This window comes from Caballeronia sp. J97 (assembly GCF_905220305.1).
Taxonomy (GTDB): domain Bacteria; phylum Pseudomonadota; class Gammaproteobacteria; order Burkholderiales; family Burkholderiaceae; genus Caballeronia.
Genome location: NZ_CAJMZL010000001.1, coordinates 431,963 through 445,890 on the forward strand (window position 1 = coordinate 431,963; position 13,928 = coordinate 445,890).

A 13,928-nucleotide genomic window follows, 5' to 3' on the forward strand; every position below is an offset into this window, starting at 1 on the left:
CAAGGACGAAACAGCCAGGCGTCCTGTGCCCGTCACCCTGCCGACGTGACCCAACCAGTCCGTTGCCATCTCGTCCGCGCTAGATCGGAAAACGTCGGAGCACTGCTGAAGCGCAATATCCCCCGGATGGTTAAACGTCAAATTGCTTCGAAATACTACCTATATCGCACCGCCATCGAGAGGAGGTGGCATGTCGTTTCCCGAATGGGGATATTCCTATAACGCGCTTTACGTGCCACTGGCCGGAGACTGGCACTGCGCGTTGATGCCTGCACGCGAATGCCAAAGGTAGATCGTGGATGGCAGTTGTCCTACGAAGAACGCAAGCAAAAAAAATTTAACGGGAAGACCGGATCGAACAGGACAAGCAGGACTTCGACCGCCTGTCGTGAATTCGACCGTGTTGGCGCGTTCGCGCGTGCGAACGTCGATGCGGGACGCCGGGTTTGCGCGCTCGTCCATCCACTGGCAGGCGAATGACATACCCGCACCCGATATTTCAAAGATCTACCGAGCTTCAGCGGATTGGTACCTGCCGACAATGGCGACTACATTGCCAACTTCCATGATTGGGCTAACTGACAAGGCCGCCAATGACTGAGCATCCACTCGCATACGCAACGCTTCACATAATGGGGGATTCTGTGCGTCCAGAATTCTGGACGAGATATTTTGGCGTAAGACCTGATACTGCCATCGAAAAAGGGAAGCCTTTTGTCACCCCATCCGGACGCGAAAGTCGCAGTCCCGGTCGGGTCGGGCTTTGGGGAGTTCAAAGCCGCGGCACGGTTGAAAGCAACGAGCTGGAGCCGCATCTGCGATACCTCATCAAGCGGTTGAACCTGACGCGTGGCGATCTTCGGGCGACCCTGGATCGGGAGAGCGTGCAAATTCGGTTCTACTGCTACTGGCGCAACGAATCGGGCGACCGTGTGCCGCATGTACCGGACGATATCCGCGCGATGATGGAGGCCATCGGCGGAACCGTCGAAATTGATGAATACCGGTAAGCAGCCAAAAAAAACGCCGACAGTTACAGCGTGGCCTTACCCTGCCGGCAGCACAAACATTCGAAGCTTGCGGTGGCAATCATGATCGGCCCCGGCACCAGGATGCAAGGCGCTCATTCGCCTCTCACACCGCATTCAACAACCGCTCCGCATCCCTCACCGCATCGAACAGCGCCTCGATCGCCGTATCGCGTTCGAGCAGGCACACGTGCTCGATATCGAACGGCAGCGCATCCACGCCGACGAACCGCACCGTGCCGCCGAAGCAGTCGCGCGCCTTGCCGCTGCGCACCGAGGCGATGTAGTTCGGGGTGATGTACAGGGCGACGGGCATCATGGCGGCCTCCGCGCGGGTCCGGTCGATGAACCCGAGTCTAGCGATGCGCGCCCGCCCACTGCACCCGCCTTACGCGGGGGTACGCTCCCCTCTCACGCAGCCCCGCCGCCTACACCGCATGGCCGAGCACGCGCGCGACGTAATGCCGTCCCCAAGCCTCGCCATGCGCGATCGCCTCGGCGACAGTCTCGAACGGGCCGTGATCGCCCGTCATCTCGCCGGAATCGTCGGCGAGCGTCGAGCCGTGCACCGGCTTCCGGTCGAGCCGCGTCACGCGCACGCGGATCGCGTAGCGCTCGGACGGGGGAGCCGCCTCCGCATCGCCTTCGGCCGCGAGCAGCCGGGGCACGGCCTGCATGGCGAGCAGGTAATCGCCTACTTCGATGTCCTTCTGCATGGCGGTCGTCTCCATCGGTGAGGCACGCGCTGATCGAATGACAGTGCCGATTGTGCTACCGCATCGCTCAACAAAACAAGCAGTCGCGCGCCGTAATGCACTACAGTGATGCACTGCGGCACGCGTGTTATAAAGCTCCGCCCGACCACATCCCGCCGCGGCGCACCCCGCCGCAGCGGGGACTGACCGAATTCACCGATGAACCATCGCACCCGCCATCTGCTGCTCGTCCTGCTCACGATTCCGCTCGCTTACCTCGCCGGCTGCACGTCGTATTACAAGAACGTCGAAGCCTGCAAGGACAAGATGCGCGCCGACTATCCCGACGCCGCCAGCGCGCCGTTGAAAATCACCGGTTCCGGCGCGAGTTATCATGGCTCGCGGGTGATCGTGCACGGCACGATCCAGAATCCGCCGAAGCCTCCGGCCACCAAACCGGCGCCGGTGTCCGCGGCCGCCGAATGCACGTTCAGCGAAACCTCGATGACCGGCTTCCAATGGCTCGTCCCTGCGAAGCTCGCGCCGAAGCCGCCGGTCGCCGCATCCGACGAATAAGCCAGCAAACTCTCCGCAACGAGGAGATCCACGCGCATGCTGCTCGCCCAGATCAGCGATCTGCACATCACGCCGCCGGGCACGCTCGCCTACGGCCGCGTCGATACGGCCGCGTATCTCGCCCGCGCGATCGGCGTCATCAACGCGCTCGATCCGCGCCCTGACGCCGTGCTCGTCACCGGCGATCTCGTCGATGCGGGCGGCATCGACGAATATCGGCATCTGCGCGCGCTGCTCGACACGCTCGCGATGCCGTGGCGCGCGATCCCCGGCAATCACGACGATCGCGCGAATCTGCGCGCGGTGTTCGGCGATCGCCCCGAACTCGCGGGCGCTGACGGTTTTCTGCAATACGCATTCGACGTCGCCGAAGTCCGCGTGATCGCGCTCGACACGCTCGATCCCGGTTCCGGCGCGGGCCGCCTCTGCCCGACGCGCCTCGCCTGGCTCGAAGCGCAGCTCGACGCATGCCGCGACAGGCCGGTCATGATCGGCATGCATCATCCGCCGATCGCGTGCGGCATCGGCTTCATGGACGCGATCCGCCTCGCGCCCGACGACAGCCGCGCGCTCGAGGCGCTCGTGCAGCGTCATCCGAATGTCGAGCGCATCGTGTGCGGTCACGTGCATCGTGCGATCAGCGCGCGCTTCGGCGGCACGATCGTATGGTGCGCGCCGTCGACGGCGCATCAGGTCGCATTGCAACTGAAACCCGACAGTCCGGACGCGTTCGTCATGGAACCGCCTGCATTCGGACTGCATCTGTGGCGCGCCGGTCTCGGCCTCGTCACGCACTGCGTGAGCGTCGACCAGGGCGGCGGGCCGCAGCCTTTCTGACGGCGCGCTGCGGCGCGCACGCGTCTTCAGTATGATCGGCGGCTGGTCTCAATCGCCTTCGGTCCATGCCCGCTTCGTCGCAATCGAATCCTCCGGCGCGCCATCCGCACTACTCGCGCGCCACGCTGTTGCTGCTCGCGACGATCGCGGGCCTGTCGGTCGCGAATATCTACTTCAATCAGCCGCTGCTCGGCGACTTTCGCGCGAGTTTCCCCGACAGCGCCTGGCTGATCGGCGCCGTGCCCGCTTCGACGCAACTCGGCTACGCGCTCGGCATGCTCGTGCTCGCGCCGCTCGGCGACCGGTTCGACCGGCGTCTGCTGATCCTGCTGCAACTCGCGGCGCTCGGCGCATCGCTCGTGGCCGCGGCGAGCGCGCCGACGCTCGTGGTGCTGATCGCGGCGAGCCTCGCGATCGGCATCGTCGCGACGATCGCGCAGCAGGCCGTGCCCTTCGCCGCCGAGCTCGCGCCCGCCGCCGAGCGCGGCCACGCCGTCGGCACGGTGATGAGCGGGCTCCTGCTCGGCATCCTGCTCGCGCGCACGGTGTCCGGCTTCGTCGCGGAATACTTCGGCTGGCGCGCGGTATTCGGCGCCTCGGTGCTCGCGACGATTGCACTGGCGATAGTCGTGATCGCACGGCTGCCGAAGAGCCGGCCGACCTCGACGCTCAGCTACGGCAAACTGCTCGCCTCGATGTGGCATCTGACGGTGCGAAACCGCGCGCTGCGCGAGGCGGCGCTGACCGGCGGCGCGCTCTTCGCCGCATTCAGCATCTTCTGGTCGGTGCTGACGCTGCTGCTCGCGGGCGAGCCCTTTCACATGGGTCCGCAGGCGGCGGGCCTGTTCGGCATCGTCGGCGCGGCGGGGGCACTCGCCGCGCCGCTCGCCGGCAAATCCGCCGACAAGCGCGGCCCGCGCGCCGTCATCTCGCTGTGCATCGGGCTCGTCGCGCTGTCGTTCGTCGTGTTCGCGCTCTCGGCGAAGAGCATCGCGGGGCTGGTCGTCGGCGTGATCGTGCTCGATGTCGGCGTGCAGGCGGCGCAGATCTCGAACCAGTCGCGCATCTACGCGCTCGAGCCCGAAGCCCGCAGCCGCGTGAACACGGTCTACATGGTCGCGTATTTCATCGGCGGGGCGCTGGGATCGGGGACCGCATCGCTCGCGTGGCAGGCAATGGGCTGGACGGGCGTCTGTTTAGCCGGTCTGGCGGCGGCGGGGCTCGCGGCGATCAGCCACTGGCGCGGGCGTGAGCGGCGCTAGCGCTTCAGCCTCGCGCACGCGCGTAATCGTGCATCGCGTCGAGCACGCGATCGAATTCGAGCGATTTATCGAAGAAGTGCCGAACGCCGTATTGCAGGCAGCGCTCGCGATAGGTCGGCAGCGCGTGATTGGTGAGCACCGCGACGAAAGCGCCCGGCGAGCGCTGCGCGCCGCACGCTTCGAGCCACGCGAGCACGTCGATGCCCGAGCCGCGCTTCAGTTGCAGATCGACGATCACCGCGTCGAACGACTGCGACGACAGCAGCGCGATGGCATCGTCCGGCGCATCGGCGAACGCGGTCACGCGCCACGGGCCGAGCGCTTCGATCGCCTCGGTCAGGCTGCGGCGAATCAGCGGCGAATCCTCGATCAGCAGCACCGCGAGCGGCATCTTCCGCGCGCCCGGCTGCTCGCTCCGGTCGTCTGTGGTGATCTGATTGCCCACGGCGGGCGCCCTCCGGCAATGCTCTCGCGAATTTCGAACAGCGCGCTGCCTGCTATTCGATCAGGCCGTTCTTGATCGCGTAATACGTGAGGTCGGCGTTGTTGGAGAGTCGCATCTTTTCGAGCACGCGCGCGCGATACGTGCTCACCGTCTTCACCGACAGATGCAGCTCTTGCGCGATTTCCGTCGGAATGCGGCCGCCCGCGAGCTTGCAAAAGATCTGGAACTCGCGCTTCGACAGCATTTCGTGCGGCCGTTCGGCGGCGGGCTTGTCGAGCTTGTCGGCGAGCGCATCCGCGATGAACTCCGACAAATAGCGATGCCCGCGCGCGACCGTGCGGATCGCGCGGACGATTTCATCGGGTGCGGCATCCTTGTTCAGATAACCGCTCGCGCCCGCCTTCAGCAGGCTGATCGCGTACTGACTCTCCGGAAAGCCCGAGAGCATCAGCACGCCCTGCTCCGGGCGGATCTGCTTGATCACGCGCAAGGTGTCGACGCCGTTCTTGTCAGGCATCGCGATGTCGAGCAAGACGACATCGAACGCCTGCGCGCGCACGAGCGCGATGGCTTCGTCGCCGGTGGCGGCTTCGGCGGCGACTTCCATGTCGGGCTCGTCCGCGACGAACTGCCGGAACCCGCTGCGCACGATCGCATGGTCGTCGGCTATCAGGACTCGGATCATTCGCGTCGTCCGCGCGGCCGGCGGCTCTTGTAGTAGTTGATCGGCCATTTTGTGCAGACGCCGGGCGCGCGCCCGGCGGCATCGTCCTTAACCGTTGCGGCCTTCCAGCAGATCGGCCATGTCGTCGGCGTGCTCTTCCTCGACGGCCAGAATGTCCTCGAAGATGCGCCGCGTCGTGACATCCTTGTCGCCGAGATAGCGGATGATCTCGCGATACGTGTCGATCGCGATCCGCTCCGCGATCAGGTTCTCGCGAATCATGTCGATCAGGTCCTTGCCTTCGCTGTACTCGGAATGCGAGCGCGACGAGAGACCATCGGGCGCGAAATTCGGCGCGCCGCCGAGTTGCACGATGCGCTCGGCGAGCGTATCGGCGTGCTGCTGCTCCTCGTTCGCGTGCTCCAGAAACTCCTGCGCGACGGCTTCCGAATGGATGCCCTTCGCCATGAAATAGTGGCGCTTGTAGCGCAGCGTGCAGACGATTTCGGTGGCGAGCGAGTCATTGAGCAGCTTCAGCACCGTTTCCCGGTCGGCGCCGTAGCCGGTCGTGACCGCGCCTTCGTCCATGTGCTGCCGCGCATCGGCGCGAATTTTCTCGACATCGAGAACGAAGGCGTCCTTGGATTGACTCGGCGCAGCCTTTACAGCAGACGATTTGGACATTTGGTTCGCTCCTCTGTGATGGGTGAGATGACGTTTCGCTGGAGCAGGCTTTTGCCAGCGGCGGGCATAGTGCCTTGCTATCCAATCAGAAGCTCCGATGCATGCACCATGCCTGACCCCTCGAAAAAACCGCGCGACGGTCGTGAAAACCACGCGCGGCTTGATGGCTCATGGCTTTCGCCCGGACGGACATCACGTTCGGAACACGCCGAGCAGCAGAGTGACCACGAACACGACGAGGAAAATGAAGAAAAGAATCTTCGCGATTTCCGCCGCGCCGGCCGCGATGCCCGTAAAACCGAACACGGCCGCGATGATGGCGATGACGAAGAAGACGGCAGCGTAGTGAAGCATGTGACCTCCTTCCGGAATTGTTGAAAACGTGTTGTCGATGCGTGCGCGCCGGCGCTAATCGATCGCCTTTTTAGTAATGACGAAGCCGAGCACGAGAAACACGACGCACAGGATCAGGAACAGCACGAACAGGAATTTGGCGATGGCCGCGGCGCCGGCGGCGACGCCCGTGAACCCCAGCACGCCCGCGATCACGGCCACGATCGCGAAAAACAATGCCCACTTTAGCATGATCGTTCCCCGTATGAATGGATGACGGAACCATCGTAGCCATGCGTCTCACAGCGCGCATTCGGGCAGGCTCCTTTTTTGCTGTGGGAATCCACCGACACTCGCTTTCAAATCGGCTGCTCGAAGTGAAACGCCGGACGACCGACACCATGAGCCACGTACCGCCCACCGCGATACCGACGATCCTGCCCGACGACGCGCCGTCTTTCGCCGCCGACGAACCCGTCATGCCGCCCGCGCCGAAAGGCATCGCGCGCCGCGCCGCGCGTTTCAACGAATGGATGCGCCGCTATAGCTGGGCGGTGGCGATGACGGTCGCGATCGTCATCACGGTCGGCGGTCTCGTGATTCTGGAATCGGGACGGATGCGCATCGCGTCGGAATACGAAACCGCGCTCGACGCAAAGGGCGCGACCGCGCAGCTCTCGATGCTCGCCGCCGACATCGCCACGCTCACCGCCGACGAACGCGGCTTCGCGCTGAAGGCAGACGATGCGTATCAGGCTCATTTCACGGAGACGGCCGAGCGCGTGCGGCGCACGCTGGCATCGCTCGATGCGTATTACCGGCGCATCGGCGACGACACCGCGCTCGCGAGCTTCGCGCAAATCCGCGCCGCCGCCGATGATGAAATCGCGCAAGGCACGGTGCGCCTCGCCGATCCGTCCAGGGACGCCGCCGCCCGCGCAAGCGCGCTCGCCCTGCCGCCGCCGGAGACGAGCGCCACCCTGGACGCGGCGCTGTCGCTATTGCGTCTGAACGAGGAGCAGCGCGCACAGCACGCGCTCGACGCGAGCCGCGCCGATCAGCGCATCTCCACGCTCTGCGTCGCCGCGTTGTGCGCGCTCAATATCGTGTTGTTCATCCTGCTCTTTCGCAATCTCGGCATTCAGCTCGACAAGCAGGCGCGCGTGCAGAAGGCGCTCATCACGCAGCAGGAAGAGCTCGATCAGCTCGTGTTCGCGCGCACCCGTCAGCTCGAAGCGCTCGCGTGGCACTTGCAATCGGTCAGCGAGAACGAAAAGACCGAGCTCGCGCGCGAACTGCACGACGAGCTCGGCTCGATCCTCACGGCGAGCAAGATGGATGTCGCATGGGTGCGCGGCAAGCTGAAGGACGCCGAGCCCGCGATGGCCGAGAAACTCGCGCGCGCGCTCGGCAATCTGGATCAGGGCATCGCGCTGAAGCGGCGCATCATCGAGGACATGCGGCCGACGGTGCTCGCCAATTTCGGCCTCGTGACCGCGCTGCGATCGCTCGCCGACGAAGCCGCGCAACGCAACGGCTGGAGCGTCGAATTCGATCTGCCGGGCGAGGACGTGAAGCTCGGCGAGGCGATCGAGATCGCGCTCTTCCGGGTCGCGCAGGAAACGCTGACGAACGCGGCGAAATATGCGCACGCGAAGCGCATCCGCGTCGCGCTGACCGTCGATGAAGACAGCGTGTCGCTCTCGATCACCGACGACGGCATCGGCATCCGGCCGCAGGATCTGAAGCGCACGCAGACGCATGGGCTCGTCGGCATGCGCCAGCGCGTGTCGGCGCGCGGCGGACGCTTCGAGATCGAGCGCGTGTCGCCGCACGGCACGGCGATCAGCGTGTCGATGCCGCGCGAGCGCAGCGCCGATGCGTCCATCGGCGAGGCTTGCGCGTAGGACGACGCCGACACGAAATGCGGACGCCGCCGACACGAAAATCGCACGCGTACCTACAGCCTGTAAGCGTGCGCTTTTTTATGATTGACCACACCGGTAAGGCCGGGCGTCGAATCGGCGTCCGTCAACCAGAAACGATGCGCGAACCGATTCCTGTCACGCATTTCAACTCCAAGGGGAAAACACATGAGTCGACTCATCGCTCTACTGCTCATCGCTGGCACGGCGGCTCTCGCAGGCTGCAATACCGTTTCGGGAGCCGGTCAGGACATCTCGAAGGGTGGCCAGGCCATCACGAACTCCGCGGAGCAGCACAAGTAACACGCGAGGCGCGCCGCGATATCGCGGCGTTCCCGCTCGGGCGTTCCATAGCGTTGATGTAGTTCCCTGTCTTCCCGCCACGCTCGCGTGGCGGGATTTTTTCGTCGTCGCCCGTTGCGCGAGGCGCAAAAAAACCCGGCCGTTTCAACCCGGCCGGGCTTCGCATTTGAAGGCGCTTCAGATCACTGCGTATCGGGCAATTCCAGCGCCGGCTGCTGCGTGTTGCCGCCCTGCGCGACCAGCACGCGAATCTTCTCCGGCACCAGTTGCGATGCTGCATTCCCCGAAGGCAGCGTCGTCACGAGCCAGTCCGCGTTGTTGACGAGATCGAACGAGGCCGATCGGTAGACCGGCGTCTTCGAGCCCGGCAGCGTCGCGATGAGCTGATAGGTGCCGCCCGATACGTAGATCGAATCCTGCGTCGTCGCGGGCACGGCGTTCTTGTAGGCGACGCCCGCCATCGTCGGACTGACTGTCGAGATGTTCGTGTTCGGCGCGACGAGATAGATGTCGAGGTTCGGCGCGTTCGTCGATGCGTTGAACGCACGCACCCGCGCGCTGCCCGATAGCAGGCCCTTGTCGAACGGATCGTCGATGACCGCGATCGACGGCACGAAGCCCGCGTCCGGCAGCGCGATCACCGTGTACTCATGCCCTTTCGCCGCGTTCGAGATGCTCGTGTCGGTGGCGAGCTGCGTCGTCGTGTTGACGGCCGCGTAGGAGAAGTTGTGCTGGCCGGTGTCGATGTTCGCGAAGTTGGTCACCGCCTTGTACGCGAGGTTGGGCTGCAGGATCTTGCTGTTGTCGTAGAAGTCGACGTTCGGCCCGCTCGGAATCGCGTGGATGAAATGAACCTGCGGCTGAGTGACGCCGATTTCCTTGCCCACGTCGTCGGAGCTTCCGCCGCAAGCGGAGAGCAATGAGGCGACGGCGGCAAGCGCGGCAGCAGTGCGGATGAGCTTCATGGTTCCACCTTCCCTTATTTTGATTTGATCGACCACCTCGTCATCCGGGTCCGGACGATCCGACCTCCGCGAGACTTCGCACGCGTTTGAGTCGCCGGCCCCGATTCTTTTTCGCCTGTCGGCACGAACACACCGCCGATGGGGCGTCGGCGTTCAGCAATGGGCATGCCCCGCGATGGTGCGGTGAAGCCGCGAATAACCCGCCGAGCCTTGTGCGGCGGGTGCTTCGGATTCGTTAGAGGAATCGCTCGAGAGGTGGAAAGCGGGTTGCACGGCGCTGCGTCGTGAGATGCAGGCCGTAGTCCGGCGGAAGCGCTTGTTGCAAGAAAGGCGTGCTCAGAGGAGCCCGCGCCGCCGATAGTCGAACCAGAAGGAGAGCCCGACGGAAAGCAGAATGACGACCGTCGCGATGACGGTCCACTGCGTGACGATTTCGCCGAGCAGCAATGCTCCGAGCATCACAGCGACGACCGGATTCACATAGAGACAGCTCGTCGCGACGATCGTGCTCGTATTGCGGATCAGGAAGTTGTACGCGACATACGCGGCCATCGAACCGATCACCACGAGATAGACGAACGAAAATCCCGCGCCGACGCCGACATGCCCGAGCCGTTCGCCCGACGCGAGCGCGATGGCCGTCGCGATCAGTCCGCCCAGTCCGATTTGCAGCGCCGTCGACATCAGCAGATCGGAAGGCTGCGGCAGGCGCGTCGCCAGATGCGCGCCGCCTGCCCAGAAGATCGCGGCGCACAGGATCGCCAGCGTGCCGGCCGTGGAACTCGGCGAAGGGTCGCCGTGATTCAGCAACACGATGCCGATCAATCCGAGCGCCACCGCGAACCATTCGCCCTTCGCGACGCTGCGGCCCGCGAGCGCGGCGAAGATCGTCGCGAAGAGCGGCACCGTGGCGACCATCACGGCAGCCGTGCCGGTTCCCACCGTGCGCATGCCGTAGGCCATCATCCCGCTCGACAGCCCTTCCAGCAACGTGCCGACGATCGCCGCATTGCGCACTTCGCGCGCGCTCGGCCACGCCGCCTTGCGATGCACGGCGATCGCGAACAACCCGATGCCGGCGAACAGATTGCGCAGACCGCCGAGCATGAGCGGCGGAAACGATTCGAGCGCGAGATGGATGCCGAGATACGTCGATCCCCACACGAGATACACGACCGTCAGCGCGAGCGCGACCTGCCCTTTGAAGGAGCGCGGCGCGCGAAACGGGAAACGGTCAGGGAAGCTGAACGGCAGGCGCGGCGGAGGCAGAGCGGACATGCATTACTCCGCGACGGCTGCGCGCCGGACGATTGCAGGCAAGACCGGGGAATACGCGACGGCGGAAACCAGACTGAACGACATGACGGAACGGAGAAGTGCGATTGCGCGAGGACAGACCGCGCGATCCCCGGGAAAACCCGGAAATCCGCGGCGCCCGCCATTATGCAGTAAGCGCCGAAAGCAGTCGCACAACTTTACGAATGGTTGCCAAGACGCCACGCCCCGGTGTAACGTGTCGGCTGCTAACGCGGGGGTCCTGCGTTGCACATCGCGGTTTCGATCGTTGGTTCGACGGAATCGCTTCGTGTGGCGTGGGTGAGAAATACCCTTTGAACCTGATCTGGATAATGCCAGCGCAGGGAAGCGTTCGGGTTCCACGGTCCGCAGCATCCGCGCCACTTCTACCGAACCCGTACCTTTCCATCTCGTTCCTCCCTGTTTAGCTCCTGAATCGGCCGAGTTCGGCGGCGTTCGTCCGCGCGTCGGCAAATAAACCATCCCTACAGGAGAGACAGCACATGAATGCCAATCCGAAGTTTCTGTCCGAAAACGCTGTCGTCGATGCCGCCGCCATCGCGCCGCTGCCGAACTCGCGCAAGGTCTACGTGACCGGCTCGACGCCCGACATCCGCGTGCCGATGCGCGAGATCACGCAATCGGACACGCCCGACGGCTTCGGCGGCGAAAAGAATCCGCCGGTCTACGTGTACGACACGTCCGGCCTGTACACCGACCCGGACGCGAACATCGATATCCGCTCGGGCCTGCCCGCACTGCGCGGCGCGTGGATCGAAAAGCGTGGCGACACGGAGGAACTGAGCGGTCTGTCGAGCGATTTCGGCCGCGAGCGCGCCGCCGATCCGAAAACCGCCGAACTGCGCTTCCCCGGCCTGCATCGCAAGCCGCGCCGCGCGCTCGACGGCAAGAACGTCTCGCAGATGCATTACGCGCGACAAGGCATCGTCACGCCGGAGATGGAGTACATCGCGATTCGCGAGAATCAGCGGCGCGCCGAATATCTCGAAAGCCTGCGCAACAGCGGCCCCAACGGCGAAAAGCTCGCGAACATGATGGGCCGCCAGCATCCCGGCCAGGCCTTCGGCGCGGCTGCGTTCGGCAAGGACGCGTTGAAGGAGATCACGCCGGAATTCGTGCGCGAGGAAGTGGCGCGCGGCCGCGCGATCATCCCGGCGAACATCAATCACCCGGAAAGCGAGCCGATGATCATCGGCCGGAACTTCCTCGTGAAGATCAACGCGAACATCGGCAATTCGGCGGTGACGTCGTCGATCGGCGAGGAAGTCGACAAGATGACCTGGGCGATCCGCTGGGGCGGCGACACGGTGATGGATCTGTCGACCGGCAAGCACATTCACGAAACGCGCGAGTGGATCATCCGCAACTCGCCGGTGCCGATCGGCACGGTGCCGATCTATCAGGCGCTGGAAAAGGTCAACGGAAAGGCCGAAGACCTCACGTGGGAAATCTTCCGCGACACGCTGATCGAGCAAGCCGAGCAAGGCGTCGACTACTTCACGATCCACGCCGGCGTGCGTCTGCAATACGTGCCGCTGACCGCGAATCGCATGACGGGCATCGTGTCGCGCGGCGGCTCGATCATGGCGAAATGGTGCCTCGCGCATCACAAGGAAAGCTTCATCTACGAGCACTTCGAAGACATCTGCGAAATCATGAAGCAATACGATGTCTCGTTCTCGCTCGGCGACGGCCTGCGCCCCGGCTCCATCTACGACGCCAACGACGAAGCGCAACTGGGCGAGCTCAAGACGCTCGGCGAACTCACGCAGATCGCGTGGAAGCACGACGTGCAGGTGATGATCGAAGGCCCCGGCCACGTGCCGATGCAGCTCATCAAGGAAAACATGGACCTGCAGCTGGAATGGTGCGACGAAGCGCCGTTCTACACGCTCGGACCGCTCACGACCGACATCGCGCCGGGCTACGACCACATCACGTCCGGCATCGGCGCCGCGATGATCGGCTGGTTCGGCACCGCGATGCTCTGCTACGTCACGCCGAAGGAGCATCTCGGCCTGCCGAACAAGGACGACGTGAAGGAAGGCATCATCACCTACAAGCTCGCGGCGCACGCGGCCGATCTGGCGAAGGGTCATCCGGGCGCGCAGGTGCGCGACAACGCGCTCTCCAAGGCGCGTTTCGAGTTCCGCTGGGAAGACCAGTTCAATCTCGGCCTCGATCCGGACAAGGCGCGCGAGTTCCACGACGAAACGCTGCCGAAAGACTCCGCCAAAGTCGCGCATTTTTGCTCGATGTGCGGCCCGCACTTCTGCTCGATGAAGATCACGCAGGACGTGCGCGACTTCGCCGCGAAGCAGGGCGTCAGCGAGACCGAGGCGCTCGCCAAGGGCATGGAGACGAAGGCGATCGAGTTCGTAAAGAAGGGCTCGGAGATCTATCAGCCGACGTGATCCTTCTTGCTTGCTGACAACGGCCTGTCGCAATCCATGTGCGACAGGCCGTTTTTCCACGCGCATCGGGCGCAAAGCCTTGTCGGGCTTGAATGGGCGGTTGATCCGATCATTCGGGCATCGTTCCTGCTGACGTGCGAATGAACCGGCGAAAACCGTAGCGGCCTGGTTGGCCAACGCAGAAACGGTCGCACCGCGCCTTTCCTCGGCGCGGCCGAACCCCAGCCGATTCATCTCGTCATCGAATTGGAGAGTCGACATGAAAAACATCAAACAGATCGGCGCCGCTGCAATGGTCGTTGCGTTTCTGGGAGGATTGACCGCTTGCGGCGACATGACCACGCGTCAACGGGATACCGCCATCGGCGCCGGCGTCGGCGCGGCCGGCGGAGCGGTGATCGGCGGCAGCGCGCTTTCGACCCTGGGCGGCGCGGCGGTCGGCGGCGTCATCGGCAATCAGGTCGGCAAGTAGCGAATCAG

17 protein-coding genes and 1 riboswitch are annotated in these 13,928 nt (G+C 64.4%); of the genes, 8 read left to right on the forward strand and 9 right to left on the reverse strand.

The features are described 5' to 3' along the window. The first annotated feature begins 593 nt into the window (after positions 1 to 593). Positions 594 to 1,010, forward strand: coding sequence for a DUF4279 domain-containing protein (locus U4Y90_RS02040; RefSeq protein ID WP_321791685.1), 417 nt, complete (start codon positions 594 to 596; stop codon positions 1,008 to 1,010). 124 nt (positions 1,011 to 1,134) lie between these two features. On the opposite strand, the gene U4Y90_RS02045 is transcribed toward U4Y90_RS02040, so the two are convergent. Continuing rightward, positions 1,135 to 1,347, reverse strand: a complete 213-nt coding sequence (locus U4Y90_RS02045; RefSeq protein WP_321791687.1) for a hypothetical protein — start codon at positions 1,345 to 1,347, stop codon at positions 1,135 to 1,137. A gap of 109 nt (positions 1,348 to 1,456) precedes the next feature. Then, on the reverse strand, positions 1,457 to 1,744 hold the full coding sequence (locus U4Y90_RS02050) for a hypothetical protein (protein ID WP_321791689.1): 288 nt from the start codon (positions 1,742 to 1,744) through the stop codon (positions 1,457 to 1,459). A gap of 198 nt (positions 1,745 to 1,942) precedes the next feature. On the opposite strand from U4Y90_RS02050, the gene U4Y90_RS02055 reads away from it, so the two are divergent. The 3 genes from U4Y90_RS02055 (at position 1,943) to U4Y90_RS02065 (ending at position 4,398) form a co-directional block, all read left to right on the forward strand. Continuing rightward, positions 1,943 to 2,299: a hypothetical protein gene (locus tag U4Y90_RS02055; RefSeq protein ID WP_321791691.1), complete on the forward strand. Its 357-nt coding sequence runs from the start codon at positions 1,943 to 1,945 to the stop codon at positions 2,297 to 2,299. Positions 2,300 to 2,335: 36 nt separating this feature from the next. Beyond that, the gene (locus tag U4Y90_RS02060) at positions 2,336 to 3,136 is read left to right on the forward strand and encodes a phosphodiesterase (RefSeq protein WP_321791693.1); all 801 of its coding nucleotides are present in this window, start codon (positions 2,336 to 2,338) and stop codon (positions 3,134 to 3,136) included. A gap of 65 nt (positions 3,137 to 3,201) precedes the next feature. Then, positions 3,202 to 4,398: an MFS transporter gene (locus U4Y90_RS02065; RefSeq protein ID WP_321791695.1), complete on the forward strand. Its 1,197-nt coding sequence runs from the start codon at positions 3,202 to 3,204 to the stop codon at positions 4,396 to 4,398. A 4-nt stretch (positions 4,399 to 4,402) separates the two neighbouring features. Here the strand turns inward: U4Y90_RS02065 and U4Y90_RS02070 are convergent, their stop codons facing one another. From U4Y90_RS02070 to U4Y90_RS02090, 5 genes are all read right to left on the reverse strand, one after another. Further along, complete coding sequence (locus U4Y90_RS02070; RefSeq protein ID WP_321791697.1) at positions 4,403 to 4,843, reverse strand: response regulator; 441 nt, start codon at positions 4,841 to 4,843, stop codon at positions 4,403 to 4,405. Between the two features lie 52 nt (positions 4,844 to 4,895). After that, positions 4,896 to 5,528: a response regulator transcription factor gene (locus U4Y90_RS02075; protein WP_321791699.1), complete on the reverse strand. Its 633-nt coding sequence runs from the start codon at positions 5,526 to 5,528 to the stop codon at positions 4,896 to 4,898. An 87-nt stretch (positions 5,529 to 5,615) separates the two neighbouring features. Further along, positions 5,616 to 6,191 (reverse strand): ferritin-like domain-containing protein, encoded by a 576-nt coding sequence (locus U4Y90_RS02080; protein ID WP_321791701.1) that lies wholly within the window; start codon positions 6,189 to 6,191, stop codon positions 5,616 to 5,618. 192 nt (positions 6,192 to 6,383) lie between these two features. Continuing rightward, positions 6,384 to 6,545 (reverse strand): DUF1328 family protein, encoded by a 162-nt coding sequence (locus tag U4Y90_RS02085; RefSeq protein WP_016344888.1) that lies wholly within the window; start codon positions 6,543 to 6,545, stop codon positions 6,384 to 6,386. Between the two features lie 54 nt (positions 6,546 to 6,599). Beyond that, positions 6,600 to 6,776: a DUF1328 domain-containing protein gene (locus U4Y90_RS02090; protein WP_074171271.1), complete on the reverse strand. Its 177-nt coding sequence runs from the start codon at positions 6,774 to 6,776 to the stop codon at positions 6,600 to 6,602. Positions 6,777 to 6,925: 149 nt separating this feature from the next. Here U4Y90_RS02090 and U4Y90_RS02095 point away from each other — a divergent pair, with 149 nt between their 5' ends. After that, on the forward strand, positions 6,926 to 8,431 hold the full coding sequence (locus U4Y90_RS02095; RefSeq protein ID WP_321791708.1) for a sensor histidine kinase: 1,506 nt from the start codon (positions 6,926 to 6,928) through the stop codon (positions 8,429 to 8,431). Positions 8,432 to 8,617: 186 nt separating this feature from the next. Then, positions 8,618 to 8,752, forward strand: a complete 135-nt coding sequence (locus U4Y90_RS02100) for an entericidin A/B family lipoprotein (protein ID WP_321791710.1) — start codon at positions 8,618 to 8,620, stop codon at positions 8,750 to 8,752. A gap of 182 nt (positions 8,753 to 8,934) precedes the next feature. Here the strand turns inward: U4Y90_RS02100 and U4Y90_RS02105 are convergent, their stop codons facing one another. Then, complete coding sequence (locus U4Y90_RS02105) at positions 8,935 to 9,717, reverse strand: DUF4397 domain-containing protein (protein ID WP_321791712.1); 783 nt, start codon at positions 9,715 to 9,717, stop codon at positions 8,935 to 8,937. Positions 9,718 to 10,053: 336 nt separating this feature from the next. Further along, entirely contained in the window at positions 10,054 to 10,995 is a 942-nt protein-coding gene (locus U4Y90_RS02110) for an EamA family transporter (RefSeq protein ID WP_321791714.1), read from the reverse strand. Between the two features lie 242 nt (positions 10,996 to 11,237). Beyond that, positions 11,238 to 11,378: riboswitch (TPP riboswitch) on the forward strand. Between the two features lie 138 nt (positions 11,379 to 11,516). Here U4Y90_RS02110 and thiC point away from each other — a divergent pair. Together thiC and U4Y90_RS02120 are read left to right on the forward strand one after the other, a co-directional pair. After that, complete coding sequence (thiC, locus tag U4Y90_RS02115; RefSeq protein WP_321791716.1) at positions 11,517 to 13,448, forward strand: phosphomethylpyrimidine synthase ThiC; 1,932 nt, start codon at positions 11,517 to 11,519, stop codon at positions 13,446 to 13,448. 292 nt (positions 13,449 to 13,740) lie between these two features. Next, positions 13,741 to 13,920 (forward strand): glycine zipper 2TM domain-containing protein, encoded by a 180-nt coding sequence (locus U4Y90_RS02120; RefSeq protein ID WP_374728691.1) that lies wholly within the window; start codon positions 13,741 to 13,743, stop codon positions 13,918 to 13,920. Positions 13,921 to 13,928 lie beyond the last annotated feature (8 nt).

Excerpts from the sequence above, each read along its gene's own strand:
- U4Y90_RS02045 (WP_321791687.1), bottom strand. The coding sequence starts at position 1,347 with ATGATGCCCGTCGCCCTGTACATCACCCCGAACTACATCGCCTCGGTG.
- U4Y90_RS02095 (WP_321791708.1), top strand. The coding sequence starts at position 6,926 with ATGAGCCACGTACCGCCCACCGCGATACCGACGATCCTGCCCGACGAC.
- U4Y90_RS02120 (WP_374728691.1), top strand. The coding sequence starts at position 13,741 with ATGGTCGTTGCGTTTCTGGGAGGATTGACCGCTTGCGGCGACATGACC.
- U4Y90_RS02040 (WP_321791685.1), top strand. The coding sequence starts at position 594 with ATGACTGAGCATCCACTCGCATACGCAACGCTTCACATAATGGGGGAT.
- U4Y90_RS02085 (WP_016344888.1), bottom strand. The coding sequence starts at position 6,545 with ATGCTTCACTACGCTGCCGTCTTCTTCGTCATCGCCATCATCGCGGCC.
- U4Y90_RS02090 (WP_074171271.1), bottom strand. The coding sequence starts at position 6,776 with ATGCTAAAGTGGGCATTGTTTTTCGCGATCGTGGCCGTGATCGCGGGC.
- U4Y90_RS02110 (WP_321791714.1), bottom strand. The coding sequence starts at position 10,995 with ATGTCCGCTCTGCCTCCGCCGCGCCTGCCGTTCAGCTTCCCTGACCGT.
- U4Y90_RS02105 (WP_321791712.1), bottom strand. The coding sequence starts at position 9,717 with ATGAAGCTCATCCGCACTGCTGCCGCGCTTGCCGCCGTCGCCTCATTG.
- U4Y90_RS02075 (WP_321791699.1), bottom strand. The coding sequence starts at position 5,528 with ATGATCCGAGTCCTGATAGCCGACGACCATGCGATCGTGCGCAGCGGG.
- U4Y90_RS02100 (WP_321791710.1), top strand. The coding sequence starts at position 8,618 with ATGAGTCGACTCATCGCTCTACTGCTCATCGCTGGCACGGCGGCTCTC.
- U4Y90_RS02060 (WP_321791693.1), top strand. The coding sequence starts at position 2,336 with ATGCTGCTCGCCCAGATCAGCGATCTGCACATCACGCCGCCGGGCACG.
- U4Y90_RS02080 (WP_321791701.1), bottom strand. The coding sequence starts at position 6,191 with ATGTCCAAATCGTCTGCTGTAAAGGCTGCGCCGAGTCAATCCAAGGAC.
- U4Y90_RS02055 (WP_321791691.1), top strand. The coding sequence starts at position 1,943 with ATGAACCATCGCACCCGCCATCTGCTGCTCGTCCTGCTCACGATTCCG.
- U4Y90_RS02050 (WP_321791689.1), bottom strand. The coding sequence starts at position 1,744 with ATGCAGAAGGACATCGAAGTAGGCGATTACCTGCTCGCCATGCAGGCC.
- thiC (WP_321791716.1), top strand. The coding sequence starts at position 11,517 with ATGAATGCCAATCCGAAGTTTCTGTCCGAAAACGCTGTCGTCGATGCC.
- U4Y90_RS02065 (WP_321791695.1), top strand. The coding sequence starts at position 3,202 with ATGCCCGCTTCGTCGCAATCGAATCCTCCGGCGCGCCATCCGCACTAC.